We start from the raw sequence: 18,106 nt of genomic DNA on the forward strand, positions 1-18,106 counted from the left end.
CGAGGGTGGGCGGGCCTTCTCACGAACAGCAAGCGTATTACTTCTGCTCTTTTGCCTTGTACGCCGCGACGCCGTTGACGATCTCTTCTTTCGCTGCCTCAGGGCCTTCCCAGCCTTCGATCTTGACCCACTTGCCTTTTTCGAGGTCCTTGTAGTGCTCGAAGAAGTGCTGGATCTGCTGCAGGCGCAGGTCTTGCAGGTCTTCCGGCTTTTGCCAGTGGCTGTAGATCGGCAGGATCTTGTCGACAGGCACGGCCAGGATCTTGGCATCGCCACCAGCTTCGTCGGTCATCTTCAGCACGCCGATCGCGCGGCAACGCACGACCACGCCCGGGAACAGCGGGAACGGGGTGATCACCAGCACGTCGCACGGGTCGCCGTCGTCGGACAGGGTTTGCGGCACATAGCCGTAGTTGCACGGATAGTGCATCGCGGTGCCCATGAAACGGTCGACGAAGATCGCGCCGGTGTCCTTGTCCACTTCGTACTTGATCGGATCGGCGTTCATCGGGATTTCGATGATGACGTTGAAGTCGTTCGGCACATCGCGGCCGGCTGGGACGTGGTTCAGGCTCATGGGTCGTTCCTTGGTTGCTGAAGAATCAATAAAGGGAAACATTATATCGAATCAGCATACGCTTGTGCGGCGCAGCACCTTGCCGTGCGGATTGGTCGGAGGAGGATCGTAGGTGCCGGCGGAACCGCGCCCGATTACAGCATGGTCGCCAGCGCGCTCTGCCGGTAATGACTCGCCGCCGACTCCTCCTGCCCCAGCGCCTCGTGCAGCTGCGCCAGCTTCAGGTGGACGTCGCGCACCATGTGCGACTGGGTGGCGTCGGACAGCGCCAGTTCGAGGTAGCGCTGGGCCTTGCCCCAGAGTTTCTGGCGCAGGCAGAGGGAACCGAGCGTGAGCGCCAGTTCCGCGTCGTTCGGACGCTCGCGCAGCCAGGCTTCGCAGTGCTCGATTTGCGCCAGCAAGGTCGGCGAGCCGGCCGGCCCGGCGGCATCGCGGTAAGCGCGCACGACGCGTTCGTCCCAGCCTGCCTTCAATGCCTCTTCGGCGATCACGCGCGCTTCGTCCTGCAGGCCGCTGGCGTTGAAGGCGGCCGCCGCCCGTGCGGCGATATAGGGCTTGGTACGATCGGGCGCCGGCACGCCGGCCCAGACGCGGCGGATCGCTTCCGGGTCGCGTCCCTCTTCCGACAGCAGCGCCTCGTAGGCCAGCTCGCGCAGCCGCGCGGCGAGCGCCGGGTGCAGCGCCTTGCGCTTGTCCAGGATGCGCACCAGGCGCAGCACTTCCGGCCAGTTGCGCGCTTGCTGGTTGGCCTTCATCGACCATTGCAGGGCGTGGATGTGGCGCTGGCCGCTGGCGTTGAGTTCGTCGACCGCGGCCAGCGCCGCTTCCGGCTGGTGGTCGTCGACCAGCAGTTCGATGACCGTCATCAGGCGCGCCGTTTTCAGGGCGTTGTCGTGGGCGACGCCGGCCAGCCAGGCATCGCGCCGGGCCGGCTCGCGCATGCGGTGCGCGGCGCGCGCGCCGATCAGGGCGGCGAGGCCCGCGTTTTCCGGCAGTTCGGCGGCGCGCATGGCGGCCTTTTCGGCATGGCCGAAGCGGCCCTCGAACAGGGCTTTCAGGGCGTCGCGCATGCCCTTGTTGCCTTCGCGCTCACGCTTGCGCTGGCGGTAGGCGGCCACGCGCTGGGGCATGCGCAAGGTCGCGACGATCGCGCGCGCCAGGCCGTAGAGCGTCAGGAACAGGAGCGCGAGCAGCACCACGAACAGGTTCAGCGACATGTCGATCCGGTGCGGCGGGTAGAACAGCACCACGTTGCCCGGATTGAAGCGCGCCGTCACGGCGATGCCGATGGCCGTGGCCATCAGGGCGACTAACCAGAGAAGTAGACGCATAAATTATTCAAGGCTTCTTGTAGTTGCGAACGGCGTTCAGGCTGTCCGCCAGCGTCGGCATCTCGATGGCGAGATTGTTCGCCTGTACCTGGCGCAGCGCCGACTGCGCCTGCTGCGTGGTGCGGGCGCGCGTGTCGAAATACTTGTCCAGCGTTTCCTGGGCGGCCGCCAAATCGCCGGCGAAGGTCGTCTCGTCGCGCGAGAGCAGCGCCAGGCGCGCGTTCAGGAGGCGCAACTTCAGGTTTTCGCGGACAAAATAATTCTGGCCCGGGGACAGCATCAGCGCTTCCGGCGTATTGACGCTGCGCACCCGGATCAGCTGGCGCACGTCGTCCCACATTTCCTCGCTCCAGTTACGCCAGGTGGCGAGCATGCGCTCGCCGATGCCGAGGGGGGCGGCAGGCGTGGCCTGTTTTTGGGCACGCTGGGCGCGCAAGGGCGCCGCCGGCAGCAGCGGCTTTTCGTCCGACAGCAGCGGCAGCGTGTCGACCTGGCCGATGACGCTGTCCAGGCGCAGGGCGACGCCCGCGAGGTCCACCGCCGGCGTGGCCTTGAGTTTTTCCAGGTCGCCGGCAATCGCGCGGCGCACGGCGATGAACTGCGGCTTGTCCGAGCGCGACAGCGAACGGTCGGCATTCTGCAGCGCGATCAGCGCGCCCTGCAGGTTGCCGGCCAATTGCAGCTGCTGGCTGGCGGTGGACAGGACCTGCTCCACTTCCGACAGCGCCCACTCGTCGCGGCTCTTCGACAGGTCCGCATACAGCTGTTCGAGGGCCAGCTGCTGGCTCTGGTTCTCGAGCTGGCGGCTCTCGAGCACGCCCACTTTCAGCTGCAGCGCTTTCGATTGCTCGGCAACGTCGCGCGCCAGCGAGGCGGTCTCGGCATTCGTCTCATTGCCCTTTTGCAGGCTGCGCGCCATTTCCTGGCGCAGCGTGTTGATGCGGCTGTGGCTGGACCAGGTCTGGGCTGCCAGCAGCACGGCCAGCACCATGACCGCCAGCGGCAGCGGGCGCGTGAGCTGTTCGCCCAGCGCAGGGCCTGCCCTGCGCTCCGGGGCGCGCGGGCGATACGATTCGGAAGCCGGCGCCGGCGGCGCCTGGGGTGGCTGTATCGGTGGCTGCGTCGGCGGCAGCTCTGGACTATTCGGCAATTCGTTCATTTTTGAGATTGTAACGCGGCAAGCAAACGCTCGTCGCCCGAGCCGGTAAGCGTCACCCGCGCCAGCCCGAGTGCCTGCGCGGTGGCGGCAATCCGGGCGTGCGGCACGATGACGTGCTGCTGTTGCATTTGATCCAATCGGGCATCGCCAAGCTGGCGCAGCAGGTCGAACAGCCCCCGCAGCGCCTCCGAGCTCGTGATTATCCAGTCGTTCGGCGTGTCCAGCAAGGCGCAGAGCGTCGCGTCCAGCTCGGGGCCCAGGGCCGGCACGCTGCGGCGATAGGCGGGGATGACCGTCACCTCGGCGCCGGCGGCGCGAAAACCGTCGGCCATCAGTTCGCGCCCCGACTCGCCGCGCACGATCAGCACGCGCTTGCTGGCCAATGCGGCAAGGTCGAGCGAAGCCAGCAAGTTCTCCGAATCGCTGCGCGTCGGGTCGAGCGGGCCGAGGATGGTGGCATTGCCGGCGTCGAGCCCATGCTTCGCCAGCGCGGCGCGGCTGCCCTCGCCCAGTACGGCCAGCGCCACCTGGCGCGGCCAGTGCGCGATATGCGCAAACGCCGCGTCGATCGCATTCGGCGACACGAAGGCGACCAGCGCGTAACGGTCGAGTTCAGCCAACACCGCGCGCAAGGCCGACTGGTCCGCCAGTGGCGCGATCTCCAGCAGCGGCAGCAGCACCGGCGTGCGGCCGAGCTTTGCCACGGCCTGCGCCAGGCCCTCGGCCTGGGCGCGCGGACGGGTGATGACGACAGAGCCTGGCATCAGCGAAGGCGAGGTTCAGGCGTCAGGCGCGGCATCGAGCCGGCAGACGGCCAGGATCGCCTGCGCATCCTGTTTTTCCAGCAGCGCCGACACCTGCTCGCCCAGCAGTTCCGGGCGATCGGCGGGACCGGTCAGTTCGGCAACGGCGCTGCGCGTGCCATCCGGCGTGGCGACCATCGCGCGCAGGTGCATGCTGGCGCCGTCGACGGTCGCATGCGCGGCCAGCGGGATCTGGCAGCTGCCGCCGAAAATTTTCGACACCTTGCGCTCGGCCAGCACGGCATGGCGCGTGTCCGCGTGGTTCAGGGGCGCGAGGATCGCCTGCAAATCGACGCCATCCGAACGCGCGCCGCTCGCGATCTCGATCGCCATCGCGCCCTGGCCGGCGGCCGGCAGGCTCAGTTCCGGCGCCAGCACGGCGCGGATACGCTGCGGCAGGCCGAGGCGTTTCAAGCCGGCGGCGGCCAGGATGATGGCCGCGTACTCGCCGCGATCGAGCTTGCCGAGGCGGGTATCGAGGTTCCCGCGCAGCGGCTTGATGACGAGCTGCGGGTAGCGCGCGGCGACCAGGGCCTGGCGGCGCAGGCTGCTGGTGCCGACCACGGCGCCGGGCGGGAGTGCGTCGAGACTGGCGTAATCGTTCGAGACAAAGGCATCGCGCGGATCTTCGCGCTCGAGCACGGCCGCCAGCTCGAACCCTTCCGGCAGGTCCATCGGCACGTCTTTCAGCGAATGCACGGCCAGGTCGGCGCGGCCTTCGGCCATCGCGACTTCGAGCTCCTTGACGAACAGGCCCTTGCCGCCGACTTTCGAGAGCGTGCGGTCGAGGATCTGGTCGCCGCGCGTCGTCATCCCGAGAATGCTGATTTGGCAATCTGGATATAATGCGGCGAGACGGTCGCGTACGTGCTCGGCCTGCCACATGGCGAGGCGGCTCTCGCGCGAGGCGATAATCAGCTGTGTTGGCAAGCGTACTGCTGGCTGCTGCTGCTGCGTCATGTAAGTGCTTTCAAAACGAATTGTTTCACTGCCGTTGCGCCGACCCGGCCGATGCCAGTATCAGCTTTAGTAAATCAGCTTTAGCAACGCCTCTTGCATAAGATCACAAATTTTAGCATGCGGCCTCCCCTGGATCATGGCCGATCGCCATGCCAACTGGTGTACCTGACAAGTGAGAACAGTGGCCGATATGGACAAACCCGTTGCACCCCAAGTTGAAGCAGGCGCCGACAAGGACGCGCCCCTGAAAGAAGACATCCGCCTGCTCGGCCGCCTGCTCGGCGACGTGCTGCGCGACCAGGAGGGCGACGCCGTGTTCGACGTCGTCGAAACCATCCGCCAGACCGCCGTGCGCTTCCGGCGCGACGCCGATCCGGAAGCGGGCGAAGAGCTCACCACCCTGCTGCACAAGCTCACGCGCAACCAGACCATCTCGGTGGTGCGCGCCTTTTCGTATTTCTCGCACCTGGCGAACATCGCCGAAGACCAGCACCACAACCGCCGCCGCCGCGCCCACCTGCTGGCCGGCTCGCGTCCGCGCGAAGGCAGCGTCGGCCATGCGCTCGGCAAGCTGCGCGGCGCCGGCGTCGAGCAGAACACGATCGAGACTTTCCTGCGCAACGCCCTGATCGCGCCCGTGCTCACGGCCCACCCGACCGAGGTGCAGCGCAAATCCATCCTCGACGCCGAGCACGACATCGCGCGCCTGCTGGCCGAACGCGACCAGCCGTTGACACCCAAGGAGCAAGTCCGCAACCTGCAGCTGCTGCATGCCCGCATCGCGACCCTGTGGCAGACGCGCATGCTGCGCTACACCAAGCTGACGGTGGCCGACGAGATCGAGAATGCCCTCTCCTACTACCGCATCACTTTTCTCCGCGAGCTGCCGGCGCTGTACGACGACATCGAGGACGAGATCGGCTTTCAATACCACGGCAGCGCGCCGCAACTAGGCGATGCCGCCTACGTCCAGATGGGCAGCTGGATCGGGGGCGACCGCGACGGCAACCCGAACGTGAACGCCGCCACCATGCGCCACGCGACGATGCGCCACGCGACCACGATCCTCGATTTTTACCTCGATGAAGTGCATGCGCTCGGCGCCGAGCTGTCGACGTCCACGCTGATGGTCGACGTCACGCCCGCCATGCAGGCGCTCTCCGAACGCTCGACCGACCAGTCCGAACACCGCGCCGACGAACCCTATCGCCGCGCCCTGATCGGCATGTATGCGCGCCTCGCCGCCAGCGCGCGCGAACTCGGTGCGACCAACATCCTGCGCAAGGAAGTCGGCCACGCCGAGCCGTACGCCGACGCCGCCGAATTCGCGGCCGACCTCGGCATCATCGCCGAGTCACTGAAGCAGAACCACGGCGCGATGCTGGTCATGCCGCGCCTGGCCGGCTTGACGCGCGCGGCCCACATCTTCGGTTTCCACCTGGCCTCGCTCGACATGCGCCAGACCTCGGACGTGCACGAGCGCGTGCTGGCCGAGTTGTTCGAAAAGGCGAAGGTCGAAGCCGACTACGCGGCCCTGTCGGAAGAGGCAAAGGTGAAGCTGCTGCTGGCCGAAATCGCCCAGCCGCGCCTCCTGTACTCGCCTTTCGAAACCTATACCGACGAGACGCAATCGGAACTGGCGATCGTGCGCGCGGCGCGCGAGATCCGCCAGCGCTACGGCGCGCGCGCGATCCGCAACTACATCATCTCGCACACCGAGGCCGTGTCCGACCTGCTCGAAGTGCTGCTGCTGCTGAAGGAAGCGGGCCTGGTGCGCCCGTCCGCCGGCGTCTCGGACGTGATGGTCATCCCGCTGTTCGAAACCATCCCCGACCTGCAGCGTGCCGGCGCCATCATGGAAAGCTGGATGGGCCTGGCCCCGGTCACGCGCATCGTCCACAACCAGGGCCGGCTGCAGGAAGTCATGCTCGGTTATTCGGATTCGAACAAGGACGGCGGCTTCCTCACCTCGAACTGGGAGCTGTACCAGGCCGAACTCAAACTGGTCGAAGTCTTCGAGCGCGCCGGCGTCAAGCTGCGCCTGTTCCACGGCCGCGGCGGCACCGTCGGGCGCGGCGGCGGCCCGAGCTACCAGGCGATCCTGGCCCAGCCGCCGGGTACCGTGAACGGCCAGATCCGGCTAACGGAACAGGGCGAAATCATCGCCTCGAAATTCTCGAACCCGGAAATCGGCCGCCGCAACCTCGAGCTGCTGGTCGCCGCCACGCTGGAAGCGAGCCTAATGCCGCATGCGCTCGAGGGAGAAAAAGCCGAGCGCCTGGCCGTGTTCGAAGGCGTCATGGCGCAATTGTCGCAGCGGGCGTATGCGGCCTACCGCGACCTGGTCTACGAGACGCCGGGGTTCACCGACTACTTCTTCGCCGCGACGCCGATCGCCGAAATCGCCGAACTGAACCTCGGCTCGCGCCCGGCTTCGCGCAAGTCGACGCGCCGCATCGAAGACCTGCGCGCGATTCCCTGGGGCTTCTCCTGGGGTCAGTGCCGCCTGCTGCTGCCGGGCTGGTACGGCTTCGGCGCGGCGGTCGCCGGTTGGTTGAGCGAGGATAGCGGCGGGGAGCGTTTGAAGACGCTGCGGGAGATGTTCCGCGACTGGCCTTTCTTTGCCACGCTGCTGTCGAACATGGACATGGTGCTGGCCAAGACCGACCTCGCGGTCGCCTCGCGCTACGCCGGCCTGGTGCCCGATGCGGCGCTGCGCGACCGCATCTTCAAGCGCATCGCCGCCGAACACGGCGAGACGCTGCGCCAGCTGGAAGCGGTCACGGGAACGGGCGAACGGCTGGCGGCGAATCCTTTGTTGGCGCGCTCGATCCAGAACCGGTTTGCCTACCTCGATCCGCTGAACCACCTGCAGGTCGAACTGATCCACCGCCACCGCGCGATGTCGCACAAGGTGAACGAAGGCGGCGAAAGTGTCGAGATGGACCCGCGCGTGCACCGCGGGATTCATTTGTCGATCAATGGTGTGGCGGCGGGCTTGCGCAATACGGGCTGATGGACAAAAACGACGCATAACCGTAGGGTGGGCACCCGTGCCCACGCGGACGTGTGCATCGCGTTGGCGGTCGACCGCGGCGATAACGCGGTCAACCCCGACACCTTATCGCGGATCATCCGCACACGTTTCCGTGAGCCGCGCCGAATCAGAGTCTGAACGACAGCCCCACCGTCCAGCTCGAATACGGCGTGCGATGATTCAGCCCCCGCGAAAACAGCGTGTCGACCTGGCAGTCTTTCGTCAGCAAATAGGTGGCGCCGACATCGAAACTGGCCTCGGTGCCGCCATGGCGGCTGCGGGCGATCCGCGGCAGCGAAATTTCGGCCAGGCCGTGCAGGCGTTCGTTGAAGGCCTTGTCCAGCACGATGCCGAACAGGCCGTAGGCATGGCGCGGCGTGGCGCGGTCGTGCTCCTGGTCGTGATCGAAGGCGATGCCGGGCATCATGCCCAGCTCCATGTCGCCCGGCAGCTCCCATTCGCCGACCACCCGTAGCGAGGGCCGTACGCCCTTGCCGCGCAGGCTGTTCGAGCCGGTCGGCAGCGTTGCGTTCAGCACCACGCCGACCGATGGCCGCTTGCCGTCCGCATCCTGCACATGCCAGAGCACACCGATAGCGCTATCGGCGTAGCCCGCCGTCGTGCTGCGCTCGCCGCTTGCATTGTCCGTGCTGTGCTGGACCATCCGGCCGTCGGTCTCGATGCGCAGTTCGACCGCATCGCTCAGGCCGACGCGCAGCATGGTCGGCATCGAGTACGTTCGCTGCCGCTCCTCCGGGTTGCGCTCGCGCTCGGCCAGGACACTGGTTTCGACCTGGAACCGGCCCTTGCCGACGACCTTGCTCGTTTCGACGAAATCGGGCCGGTCGGTCTCCAGCGGCTCGTCCTTGCCAGGCGCCTCCTGGGCCTGTGCGGGAAGCCAGGCCGCAGCCAGGAGCGCAAGACCAGGCAACAGGCGGGACAGGCGTGGAGTACAGTTTCGAGACATGCGAAGCTCCTTCGATTCGATCGGGCTGGCGAAACGTTCCGCCAGGACGCCCGGATTTTACCGATATCGAAAGGTCAAGCCCGTCCGATTGGCCGTTCAGGCAGGCAGCAGCGCCGTCGCGTGCCCAGGCCGGCGCGGCGCAGGCGCCGCGCCGCGGGCGTCTTCTTCCAGCTTGAACACGCCGACCACCTGCTCCAGCGTGGCGGTCTGTTCTTCCAGCGCGCTGGCGGCAGCGGCCGCTTCCTCGACCAGGGCCGCATTCTGCTGGGTGGCGTCGTCCATGGCCGCGATTGCCTGGTTCACCTGGCCGATGCCATGGCTTTGCTCGGTGCTGGCGGCATCGATTTCGCGCATCAGGTCGGCCACGCGCCCGACTGCCTGCACGATGCCGTTCATGGTCGCACCGGCCGTATCGACCAGGCGCGCGCCGGTCTCGACTTTGTCCACGGAATCCTGGATCAGGCCCTTGATTTCCTTCGCCGCCGCGGCCGAGCGCTGCGCCAGGTTGCGCACCTCGCTGGCGACGACCGCGAAGCCGCGGCCCTGCTCGACGGCGCGCGCCGCTTCGACCGCCGCGTTCAGCGCCAGGATATTCGTCTGGAAGGCGATGCCGTCGATCACGCCAATGATGTCGGCGATCTTGCGCGAACTGTCGGTGATCGAACCCATCGTCGACACGACCTCGCCCACCACCCGGCCGCCCTGGTGCGCCTGGTCGCTGGCCGACTCCACCAGCGTGTTCGCCTGGCGTGCATTGTCGGCGTTCTGGCGCACGGTGGAGGTCAGTTCTTCCATGGCGGCCGCCGTCTCTTCCAGGCTCGAGGCTTGCGCTTCGGTACGGCTTGACAGGTTCATGTTGCCGGCGGCGATTTCGCTCGATGCTTCGGCGATCGCGTGGCTGCTGCGCCGCACTTCGCTCATCGTGTGGTTGAGCGAGGAAACGAAGCGGTTGAACGCGTCGGCCAGCGCGCCCACTTCATCCTGCGACTCGACCGGCATGCGGCGCGTCAGGTCGCCCTTGCCGTCGGCGATTTCGCCCAGCATGGCGGCCGCGCGGGAGACCGGCGCGGTGATCGCGCGGCTGACAAAATAGAAGACGAACAGGCCGATACCGCCGCCGACCAGGCCGGCCACCAGCGCGGCGATCATGGCCGTGCGCGCCAGGTCGCCCAGCACTTCGCTCTCGGGCACTTCGGCGACCACGTACAGGTCGAGTTCCGGCACATAGGACGAGGCGACGATCAGCCTGCCCTGCGGCGACTGGCGGGTCGCGTGCGTGAACTGGCTCTTGTTGAACAGCGTGCCGATCAGGGCCGGGGTAAAGCCCGGCAGGTCGACCATCTTGTGGTCGCCATCGGCCAGGGTCGGATCGCGGTGCAGCACGATGGTGCCGTTCGGACGCGCCAGGAACACGTAACCCGACTTGCCGACCTTGTGCGCACGCACGGCGTCGGCCATCGCCTTCACCGACAGGCCCAGGCCGGCGACGGCCACCCTGCCCTCGCCCGCGTCGACCCGGGTATTAATGAAGAGCTTCATTTCGCCCGTCTTCGGGTCCGGGTCCAGGTTCAGGTCGTAGGGCTTGCCGCCGGCGAGGAACTCAGGCAGCCACTTGTCGCGCGGGTTGCCCTTTTCCAGCATGTAGGACAGGCCGGTCTGGTCCATGAATTTCATCTGGCTCGGCGAGGCCCAGAACACGGTCATTGCCTTGTTCAGGTCTTTCATTTTGCCGGCATAGGTGCGCCAGGCGTCCAGGCCGCTGTCGGCCAGGTTGTCGCGCTCCCAGGCATGCAGGAAGCTGTTGTTGGCCAGCGCCAGCGAGGCCGTGATCGGGCCGCCCATCTGGCGCAGCACGTCATTGCGGATCTCGCCGACCACGGCCGGCAACTCCTGGTTGACGGCGCGCTCGCTCAGGCTGCGTCCGGTCAGGGTGACGCTCAGAGTGGTGGAAATGACAAGGAACAGCAGCAGGCAGGCGGCCATGCTGAGCATGAGCTTGGTCTTGATCGACGAACGACGGAGGAATTGGGCGAGCATGGGGCGGTGGGAATGTGTGACTATTGATAGAATGTTTCCGTAGCGCATGTTCACGTATGCGCCCACACGCGTCAACTTGTTTACCAGAAAGTGTTTATACAGTTTTAAGTAAGTGTTGTGCTTTCGTCAGATTGACAATCGGTCCAGGCATTCGTGTAGCGATTCAATATTGAACACGCAGGCCGGCGTAGGGTGGGCGGCTATACCGGGCAATGATGAGCATGGTTGAAGTGCACGCCTTCAACGCGGTGATCGTTAGCGGCTCCGATTTCGTGCTCGACGATCTCGCTGGCGCGTATCACCGCGTAGGCGGAGCGCACCCTACAAAAAAAATGCCGCTCAGCGATAACTGAGCGGCATTTTCATGAAGCGATAAAGGTTTATTTATCGTGCAAGAACGTCTTCAGCTTGTCCGACCGCGACGGCTGGCGCAGCTTGCTCATCGCCTTCGCTTCGATCTGGCGAATACGCTCGCGCGTTACGTCGAACTGCTTGCCCACTTCTTCCAGCGTGTGGTCGTTCGACATTTCGACGCCGTAGCGCATGCGCAGCACTTTCGCTTCGCGCGGGGTCAGCGAGTCGAGCACTTCCTTGATCACGTTGCGCATCGAGGCGTGCAGCGCAGCGTCAAGCGGGGCCAGGGTCGTGTTGTCTTCGATGAAGTCGCCCAGCTGCGAATCGCCATCCTCGCCCATCGGGGTTTCCATCGAAATCGGCTCTTTCGCGATCTTCATGATCTCGCGAACCTTGTTCTCCGGCATTTCCATCTTGACGGCCAGGGTGGCGAGGTCCGGCTCGCTGCCGGTTTCCTGCATGATCTGGCGCGAGATGCGGTTCATCTTGTTGATCGTCTCGATCATGTGCACCGGCACGCGGATGGTACGGGCCATGTCGGCGATCGAACGCGTGATCGCCTGGCGAATCCACCAGGTCGCGTAAGTCGAGAATTTATAACCGCGGCGGTATTCGAACTTGTCGACCGCCTTCAGCAGGCCGATATTGCCTTCCTGGATCAGGTCGAGGAATTGCAGGCCGCGGTTGATGTATTTCTTCGCGATCGAAATCACCAGGCGCAGGTTGGCCACCGTCATTTCGCGCTTCGCGGTGCGGGCGCGCTTCTCGCCGGCCGCCATCTGCTTGTTAATCTTGCGCAGGTCGGCCAGCGGCAGCGCCACGCGGGCCTGCAGGTCGATCATGCGCTGCTGCAGTTCCTTGATCGCAGGCAGGTTACGGCCCAGCACGGCGCTGTACGGATAGGCACAGTCGACTTCGCGGTCGCCCCAGGCGAGATCCGTTTCGTTGCCCGGGAAGACCTTGATGAAGTGGGCGCGCGGCATGCCGCAGCGGTTCACGCAGATGTCGAGCACGGCCCGTTCGATGGCGCGCACTTCGTCCATTTGATGGCGCAGCGTGTCGCACAGCTTTTCCACCACTTTCGCGGTGAAGCGGATGCCCAGCAGCTCGTTCGTGATGATGTCCTGCGCCTTGATATAAGCGGCCGAACCGTAGCCATTGGTCTTGAAGGCATGGCCCATGCGGTCGAACTGCTCTTCGATGAGCGCGAATTTGTCCAGCGCGCCGCGGCGCAGCTGCGCCAGCTGCTCGGTCGAGTAGCCGGCCGCGCCGCCGGCGGCATCGCCGTCTTCTTCCTCGACTTCTTCCTCTTCTTCCTCTTCCTCGTCGTCCGCAGCCGCACGCGGTGCGGCGACAGGCGCGGCCGGGGCCGGCGTGCCGCTGTCGTTGTGGTCGACAAAACCATCGACCACTTCGTCGATCTTCATTTCGTCGGCGGCGATCTTGTGCGACAGCGCGATGATTTCCGAAATCGTCGTCGGGCAGGCCGAGATCGCCTGCACCATGTCTTTCAGGCCCTGTTCGATGCGCTTCGCGATTTCGATCTCGCCTTCGCGCGTCAGCAGCGACACGGCGCCCATTTCACGCATGTACATGCGCACCGGGTCGGTCGTACGGCCGAAGTCGGAGTCGACGGTCGACAGCGCGGTCGCGGCGGCGGCCTCGACTTCGTCTTCGCTGGTCGGCGTCACGGCGTTGTCCGACAGCAGCATCATTTCCGCTTCCGGGGCGCGCTCGTACACCGCGATGCCCATGTCGTTGAAGGTCGCAATGATGCCTTCGATCGCTTCCGGATCGATGATGTTTTCCGGCAGGTGGTCGTTGATCTCCGCATGGGTCAGGTAGCCGCGCTCCTTGCCCATGTTGATCAGGTTGCGCAACTGGGTGCGGCGTTTTTCGAGTTCGGCTTCCGAGAAGCCCTGCTCGGTGCCCAGCGTCGGCATGCCCTTGGCCTTGCGCTCACGCGCCTTCGACACGGCCTTCAGTTCGGCGCGCTCGACGGCGTTGAGTGCCGCGACTTCGTCGTTCTCGGGCGTGAATTCGCTCGGCTTGCGGCCACGGCGACCCGGCACCTTGACTTGCGGCAGCAGGTAGCCGGTGGTGTCGATCGCGGCCAGCGTGGCGGCGTCGGTGGTCTTGCTCACCGAGCTGCCGGCGGTCTGGATCACGGTCGGGGCCGGCTCGATGCGGCGCACGACGCGCGGCTTGGCGGCTTTCGGCGCCTCGTCGTCGACAGGTGCAGGCGCGGCGGCGGCAGGTGCGGCCTCGGCGGTATCGGCAGGTTTCAGGGCGGCGAGTTTCGAGCCGCGCTTGCGGACGATGACCGGGGCCGGCGCAGCCTCGGCTGGCGCGGCCTGCATGTATTCGGGCTCGGGCTCGACAGCGTCCGCAACCGATGCCGAAACGGCTTCGGCTTCGACCGGCTCCGCGACTGGAATCGCGGCTTCGACCGGTTCCGCCGCGGCAAGGGCTTCGGGCGCTTCCACTGGGGCGAGCGCAGCGCCGGCCGCCAGGATTTCATCGGCTTGCGCTTTCAGGGAGGCCAGGCGCGAGCGCGTCTTGACCACCGTGACCTTGGACGCCGCTTCCGTTTCGAGGAAATAGGAGGTCGCGGTTTTCGGCACCGCCAACTGCGCCGTGGCGCTCTTGGCCGGCGCTTTCTTTGCTGTCAATGTCAGTGTTTTGGCGGTGTTCTTCATTAAAAAACTCTCCTGTCGAGGCGGGTGCGCGCCTGCGAGGTCAAAGGTCACCACGGCCTGGATCGGCCGCGGTTAAAGGATCGGGAAGGGCCCTAGTTAAGGGCGGACAGGCCGCAAATCAAGGACGCCGTCACCTGCGGCGGCATGCGGCGGGGCCGGATGCGCGAGAAGCAGGATGAGAATAGGCAGTGGTCAGGATCGCGGTGTGCATGTCGAAACGAAAAAAAGCCCGTCGGCGGGGCGGGCTTGCATCTAGCTCTATCGGATCGAAGAGACGGGACAGCCAACATTATGCCTTAAGGCACGGAATTGGTGATAATTGATATATCCGATATGAGATATAAGCAAATCACATACTGTTGCTTTTCAGTCACGACTCAGGCCTTCGATCCGTCTGCGCCGACGCAAGCCGCGCGCAAGGCAAGAGGCGGATCATACACGATTTCGCGAACCGGGGCGCCGCCCTGCGCGCCGGCTTGTTGAGTACGGCCTTTCCACAATCGGTCACCCTTTCACGCTCAGCAGAAGTCACACGATTGGCAGCGCACTAGTGCGGGCCAGCATGCTATCCTTCGGATTCCTGTTATTACCATGAAGTCAATGAATACCATTAGTTCTGCCGCCGAGTCCGTCGACGCTACCACCCCTTCCCCAGCCGAGACCCCGAACACCGAGGCAACGGCCCCGGATACCTCCGTCGACAGCGGCGCCGAGGCGCCCGCGGCCAGCGACGCACCGGCCGCAGCCGCGACGGCAGCCACTGCGCCAGCCCAGTCGGCGCGTGCGCTGCTGAAACAGCTTCAGCAGCAATTCCCGGCCTTCCGCGATTGCCTGCCGCTGGCGATCGGCATCGACAAGCAGCTGCTGTCGCGCATTCCCGGCCTCGACCGCAAGACCATGCGCGCCGCGCTCGGCATCCATACCGGCTCGATGCGCTACCTGCGTTCCATGGAAAAGGCGACCGTGCGTTACGACCTCGACGGCGTTGCCGGCGCGGAAGTGACCGACACCCACCGCCTGCACGCCAAGGAACAGCTGCAGCTGCGCTTCAAGAAGGAAGCCGACCGCAAGAAGGCCGAAAAGGCCGCGGCCGCAGAAGCCGAAGCGGCGCGCCTGCGCCAGGAAAAGCTGCAGCAGCTGGCCTCGAAGTTTTCGCGCGGTTAAGTTCTTTTAACCGCAGCGCGAATGAGTTCCCTTCCTGAAGAAGAAGAGCTGCCGCCGTACGCAGGCATCACCCTCGACGACATCGTGCTGGTGAAGACCGAGGCCGAGGCCGCCGAGGCCCTGGCGGCCTTGTCCCGCGCCGACGTCGTCGGTTTCGACACCGAGTCGAAACCGACCTTCGCCAAGGGAGAAGAATCGACCGGTCCGCACCTGGTGCAGCTGGCCACCGACAGCACCGCCTACCTGTTCCAGATCGGCGCGAAGCCCGGCGCCGACGCGTTGCAGGCTGTGCTGAAGGCGATACTGGAATCCCCGTCGATCCTGAAAGTGGGCTTTGGCCTGGGCGACGACCTGCGCCGCCTGCGCGGCAAGCTCGGCATCGAGACGCAGAACGTGGTCGACCTGTCGACCACGCTGCGCCGCCGCGGCGAGCGCAACACGCTCGGCGCGAAGACGGCGGTGGCGCGTTTCTTCGGCCAGCGCCTGGCCAAGTCGAAGCGCATCACCACCACCAACTGGGCGCTGCCGCGGCTGTCGGAACAGCAGATCCGCTACGCCGCCGACGATGCGCATGTGGCTTTGCGCATCTATCGCCACTGGCGGGCAAACCCGCCCGCATGAGCCAGGCCTGCGGCCTTGGGTTATCATCCTGATATTGATAACCTGGAAGCCGCATGCCGATCCCTGCTCCGCTCCGTTTTTCAGCACTCCTCCTGTGCGCCCTGCCTTTTGCTGCCGGCGCCCGCACACCCGTCCCCGATACGATCGAGCAGCGCGTCGCCGCCTGCATCGCCTGCCATGCGCCGAAGGATGGCGCCGGCACCAGCGCGGGCGGCGTCTATTTTCCGCGCATTGCGGGCAAACCAGCGGGCTACCTGTACAACCAGCTGGTGAACTTCCGCGACGGCCGGCGCCAGTATCCCCTGATGACCTGGATGGTCGCCCACCTGCCCGATCCCTACCTGCATGAAATCGCGGATTATTTCTCGAGTCAGCACCCGCCAGTCCCGGCGCCTGCCGCGCCGGCCGTGGCAGCCGGCGTGCTCGAACGCGGCCAGCGCCTGGTGCGCCAGGGCGACCCGGCACTGAAGGTGCCGGCCTGCGTCGCCTGCCATGGCGAGCGCCTGGCCGGCGTGGCGCCCGCGATTCCCGGCCTCCTGAACCTGCCGCGCGATTACGTGAATGCGCAGTTCGGCGCCTGGCGCAACAAGGTGCGCCGCGCCCACGCGCCCGACTGCATGGCATTGATCGCCGAACGGCTGGCACCGGGCGACGTCGCCGCCATCTCGGCCTGGCTCGCCAGCCAGCCGACGCCGCCCGACGCGCGTCCGGCCGAACGCCTGACGCAACCCCTTCCGATCGCCTGCGGGAGCGTGCCATGAAGCGGCGCATTGCCTATGGCCTGATCCTGCTGCTCGTCGTGGCGGCGGGGCTCGTCGCGCTGGCCTGGCCGCGCGAGGAATTCATTGCCTCGGCTTCGCCCGCCGACCATGCGGCCACCGAGGCGAATCTCGCCCGCGGGGCCTACCTGGCCCGCGCCGGCGACTGCATGGCCTGCCACACGGCGCGCGGCGGCGTGCCCTGGGCCGGCGGCCGCGCGCTCGATACGCCCTTCGGCCGCCTGTTCGCGCCCAACATCACGCCGGAAGCGGCGACCGGCATCGGCAACTGGACGGCCGACGATTTCTGGCGCGCACTGCACAACGGCAAATCGAAGGATGGCCGCCTGCTGTATCCGGCCTTCCCCTACACGAATTACACGAAGGTGACGCGGCCGGATGCGGATGCCCTGTTTGCCTACCTGCGCAGCCTGCCGCCGGTGCGCCAGCAAAATATCGAGCATGACCTGGGCTTCCCCTACAACCAGCAACTGACGCTGGCCGGCTGGCGCCTGCTCTACTTCAAGCCCGGCGTGCAGCAGCCGGACGCCGCGAAGAACGCCCGCTGGAACCGCGGCGCCTACCTGGTCGAGGGACTCGGCCACTGCAGCGCCTGCCACAGCGCGCGCAACCAGTTCGGCGCAAGCGGCGGCACGCTCGGCGGCGGCCTGATCCCGATGCTTGGCTGGTATGCGCCTTCGCTGATGTCGGATGCAGAAGCGGGCATGGGCAAGTCGAGCGAGGCGCATATCGTGCAGCTGCTGGGCACCGGTGTTGCGCCGGGCGCCAGCGTGACCGGGCCCATGGCCGAAGTGGTGGCGCAAAGCCTGCAATACCTGACGCAGGACGACCTGGGCGCGATGGCCGTCTACCTGAAAGCGCTGCCGGCCGGATCCGGCGTGGAGCGCGCGGCCGCGGCGGCGCCGCCCGAGCAGATGATGCGCGCGGGAGAGCAATTGTTCGGCAAGCATTGCGCCACCTGCCATGGCGAGCGCGGCGAAGGCAAGGGACCGTATCCGGCGCTTGCCGGTAACCGGGCGCTGGCATTAAGCGAGCCGGTGAATGCGATCCGCGTCGTGTTGAATGGCGGCTTTGCACCTGGAACACAGGGCAACCCGCGTCCCTACGGCATGCCGCCCTTCGGCCACGTGCTCGACGACAGCCAGGTGGCGACGCTGGTGAGCTACCTGCGCGCCAGCTGGGGCAACGCCGCGGCGCCCGCAACGGCCTCGGAGGTGAATCGCTACCGCAGCGTGCCGCTCGATTAGATGCCGTGGGGTCATGCCGTGGTGGGAGGAAGCGGAAGCAGCGCTGGCTCGAATGCGGGCATGGGTGACTGCGAACGGCTTGACGCTACATCCTGACAAGACGCATGTCGGAAATTGCCGGGTGGAGGGGCAAGGGTTCGAGTTTCTGGGCTACCGCTTTGAAGCAGCGCAGCGTTGGGTGCGCAAGAAAAGTCTGCGGTCGTTGCGCGATAAAATCCGCGCCAAGACGAAGCGTACCGTGCGTCATTCCATCGAGTGCGTGATTGCGTCGCTCAATCCGCCCCTGCGAGGCTGGTACGCTTACTTCAAACATGCCCACCGGTTCATCTTTGTCGCCGCTCCAAAAGCTGGATAGGCACCGGAACGTTGGC

The 18,106-nt window shown here is 66.0% G+C and carries 14 protein-coding genes; 6 read left to right on the forward strand and 8 right to left on the reverse strand.

Translation table 11 applies throughout. From position 1 onward, the window contains the following. Positions 1-37 precede the first annotated feature (37 nt). The 5 genes from ppa to hemC form a co-directional block, all read right to left on the reverse strand. Positions 38-577: an inorganic diphosphatase gene (gene ppa / locus AC1MEM_RS20130; RefSeq protein ID WP_499473522.1), complete on the reverse strand. Its 540-nt coding sequence runs from the start codon at positions 575-577 to the stop codon at positions 38-40. 134 nt (positions 578-711) lie between these two features. Continuing rightward, positions 712-1,878: a heme biosynthesis protein HemY gene (locus AC1MEM_RS20135; RefSeq protein WP_499477708.1), complete on the reverse strand. Its 1,167-nt coding sequence runs from the start codon at positions 1,876-1,878 to the stop codon at positions 712-714. A 37-nt stretch (positions 1,879-1,915) separates the two neighbouring features. Beyond that, positions 1,916-3,067 carry a uroporphyrinogen-III C-methyltransferase gene (locus AC1MEM_RS20140; RefSeq protein ID WP_499473523.1) on the reverse strand — a complete coding sequence of 384 codons (1,152 nt, stop codon included), beginning with the start codon at positions 3,065-3,067 and terminating at the stop codon, positions 1,916-1,918. Then, positions 3,064-3,831, reverse strand: coding sequence for a uroporphyrinogen-III synthase (locus tag AC1MEM_RS20145; RefSeq protein WP_499473525.1), 768 nt, complete (start codon positions 3,829-3,831; stop codon positions 3,064-3,066). Before AC1MEM_RS20145 ends, AC1MEM_RS20140 begins: the two co-directional genes overlap by 4 nt. 15 nt (positions 3,832-3,846) lie before the next feature. Next, on the reverse strand, positions 3,847-4,755 hold the full coding sequence (gene hemC / locus AC1MEM_RS20150) for a hydroxymethylbilane synthase (protein ID WP_499477710.1): 909 nt from the start codon (positions 4,753-4,755) through the stop codon (positions 3,847-3,849). Between the two features lie 265 nt (positions 4,756-5,020). Between hemC and ppc the strand changes: the two genes are divergently transcribed. Further along, a complete protein-coding gene (gene ppc, locus AC1MEM_RS20155) occupies positions 5,021-7,846 on the forward strand; it encodes a phosphoenolpyruvate carboxylase (protein ID WP_499473527.1) in 2,826 nt (941 codons plus the stop codon). Between the two features lie 148 nt (positions 7,847-7,994). Here ppc and AC1MEM_RS20160 read toward each other — a convergent pair whose 3' ends face one another. The 3 genes from AC1MEM_RS20160 to rpoD form a co-directional block, all read right to left on the reverse strand. Then, complete coding sequence (locus AC1MEM_RS20160) at positions 7,995-8,834, reverse strand: transporter (RefSeq protein ID WP_499473529.1); 840 nt, start codon at positions 8,832-8,834, stop codon at positions 7,995-7,997. Between the two features lie 96 nt (positions 8,835-8,930). Further along, the gene (locus AC1MEM_RS20165) at positions 8,931-10,871 is read right to left on the reverse strand and encodes a methyl-accepting chemotaxis protein (RefSeq protein ID WP_499473531.1); all 1,941 of its coding nucleotides are present in this window, start codon (positions 10,869-10,871) and stop codon (positions 8,931-8,933) included. 380 nt (positions 10,872-11,251) lie between these two features. Continuing rightward, entirely contained in the window at positions 11,252-13,924 is a 2,673-nt protein-coding gene (gene rpoD, locus AC1MEM_RS20170) for an RNA polymerase sigma factor RpoD (protein ID WP_499473533.1), read from the reverse strand. A gap of 600 nt (positions 13,925-14,524) precedes the next feature. Here rpoD and AC1MEM_RS20175 point away from each other — a divergent pair. From AC1MEM_RS20175 to AC1MEM_RS20195, 5 genes are read left to right on the forward strand one after another with little or no spacing between them, the layout of a single operon-like run. Next, positions 14,525-15,088 carry a ProQ/FINO family protein gene (locus AC1MEM_RS20175; protein WP_499473535.1) on the forward strand — a complete coding sequence of 188 codons (564 nt, stop codon included), beginning with the start codon at positions 14,525-14,527 and terminating at the stop codon, positions 15,086-15,088. A gap of 21 nt (positions 15,089-15,109) precedes the next feature. Continuing rightward, positions 15,110-15,709, forward strand: coding sequence for a 3'-5' exonuclease (locus AC1MEM_RS20180; protein WP_499473537.1), 600 nt, complete (start codon positions 15,110-15,112; stop codon positions 15,707-15,709). A 53-nt stretch (positions 15,710-15,762) separates the two neighbouring features. After that, positions 15,763-16,470, forward strand: a complete 708-nt coding sequence (locus AC1MEM_RS20185; protein WP_499473539.1) for a c-type cytochrome — start codon at positions 15,763-15,765, stop codon at positions 16,468-16,470. Further along, complete coding sequence (locus AC1MEM_RS20190) at positions 16,467-17,735, forward strand: c-type cytochrome (protein WP_499473541.1); 1,269 nt, start codon at positions 16,467-16,469, stop codon at positions 17,733-17,735. Before AC1MEM_RS20185 ends, AC1MEM_RS20190 begins: the two co-directional genes overlap by 4 nt. Positions 17,736-17,748: 13 nt before the next feature. Beyond that, positions 17,749-18,090 (forward strand): group II intron maturase-specific domain-containing protein, encoded by a 342-nt coding sequence (locus tag AC1MEM_RS20195; protein ID WP_499473542.1) that lies wholly within the window; start codon positions 17,749-17,751, stop codon positions 18,088-18,090. Positions 18,091-18,106 lie beyond the last annotated feature (16 nt).

This window comes from Telluria sp. AIW5 (genome assembly GCF_056680575.1).

Excerpts from the sequence above, each read along its gene's own strand:
- ppa (WP_499473522.1), bottom strand. The coding sequence starts at position 577 with ATGAGCCTGAACCACGTCCCAGCCGGCCGCGATGTGCCGAACGACTTC.
- AC1MEM_RS20135 (WP_499477708.1), bottom strand. The coding sequence starts at position 1,878 with ATGGCCACGGCCATCGGCATCGCCGTGACGGCGCGCTTCAATCCGGGC.
- AC1MEM_RS20140 (WP_499473523.1), bottom strand. The coding sequence starts at position 3,067 with ATGAACGAATTGCCGAATAGTCCAGAGCTGCCGCCGACGCAGCCACCG.
- AC1MEM_RS20145 (WP_499473525.1), bottom strand. The coding sequence starts at position 3,831 with ATGCCAGGCTCTGTCGTCATCACCCGTCCGCGCGCCCAGGCCGAGGGC.
- hemC (WP_499477710.1), bottom strand. The coding sequence starts at position 4,755 with ATGTGGCAGGCCGAGCACGTACGCGACCGTCTCGCCGCATTATATCCA.
- ppc (WP_499473527.1), top strand. The coding sequence starts at position 5,021 with ATGGACAAACCCGTTGCACCCCAAGTTGAAGCAGGCGCCGACAAGGAC.
- AC1MEM_RS20160 (WP_499473529.1), bottom strand. The coding sequence starts at position 8,834 with ATGTCTCGAAACTGTACTCCACGCCTGTCCCGCCTGTTGCCTGGTCTT.
- AC1MEM_RS20165 (WP_499473531.1), bottom strand. The coding sequence starts at position 10,871 with ATGCTCGCCCAATTCCTCCGTCGTTCGTCGATCAAGACCAAGCTCATG.
- rpoD (WP_499473533.1), bottom strand. The coding sequence starts at position 13,924 with ATGAAGAACACCGCCAAAACACTGACATTGACAGCAAAGAAAGCGCCG.
- AC1MEM_RS20175 (WP_499473535.1), top strand. The coding sequence starts at position 14,525 with ATGAATACCATTAGTTCTGCCGCCGAGTCCGTCGACGCTACCACCCCT.
- AC1MEM_RS20180 (WP_499473537.1), top strand. The coding sequence starts at position 15,110 with ATGAGTTCCCTTCCTGAAGAAGAAGAGCTGCCGCCGTACGCAGGCATC.
- AC1MEM_RS20185 (WP_499473539.1), top strand. The coding sequence starts at position 15,763 with ATGCCGATCCCTGCTCCGCTCCGTTTTTCAGCACTCCTCCTGTGCGCC.
- AC1MEM_RS20190 (WP_499473541.1), top strand. The coding sequence starts at position 16,467 with ATGAAGCGGCGCATTGCCTATGGCCTGATCCTGCTGCTCGTCGTGGCG.
- AC1MEM_RS20195 (WP_499473542.1), top strand. The coding sequence starts at position 17,749 with ATGCCGTGGTGGGAGGAAGCGGAAGCAGCGCTGGCTCGAATGCGGGCA.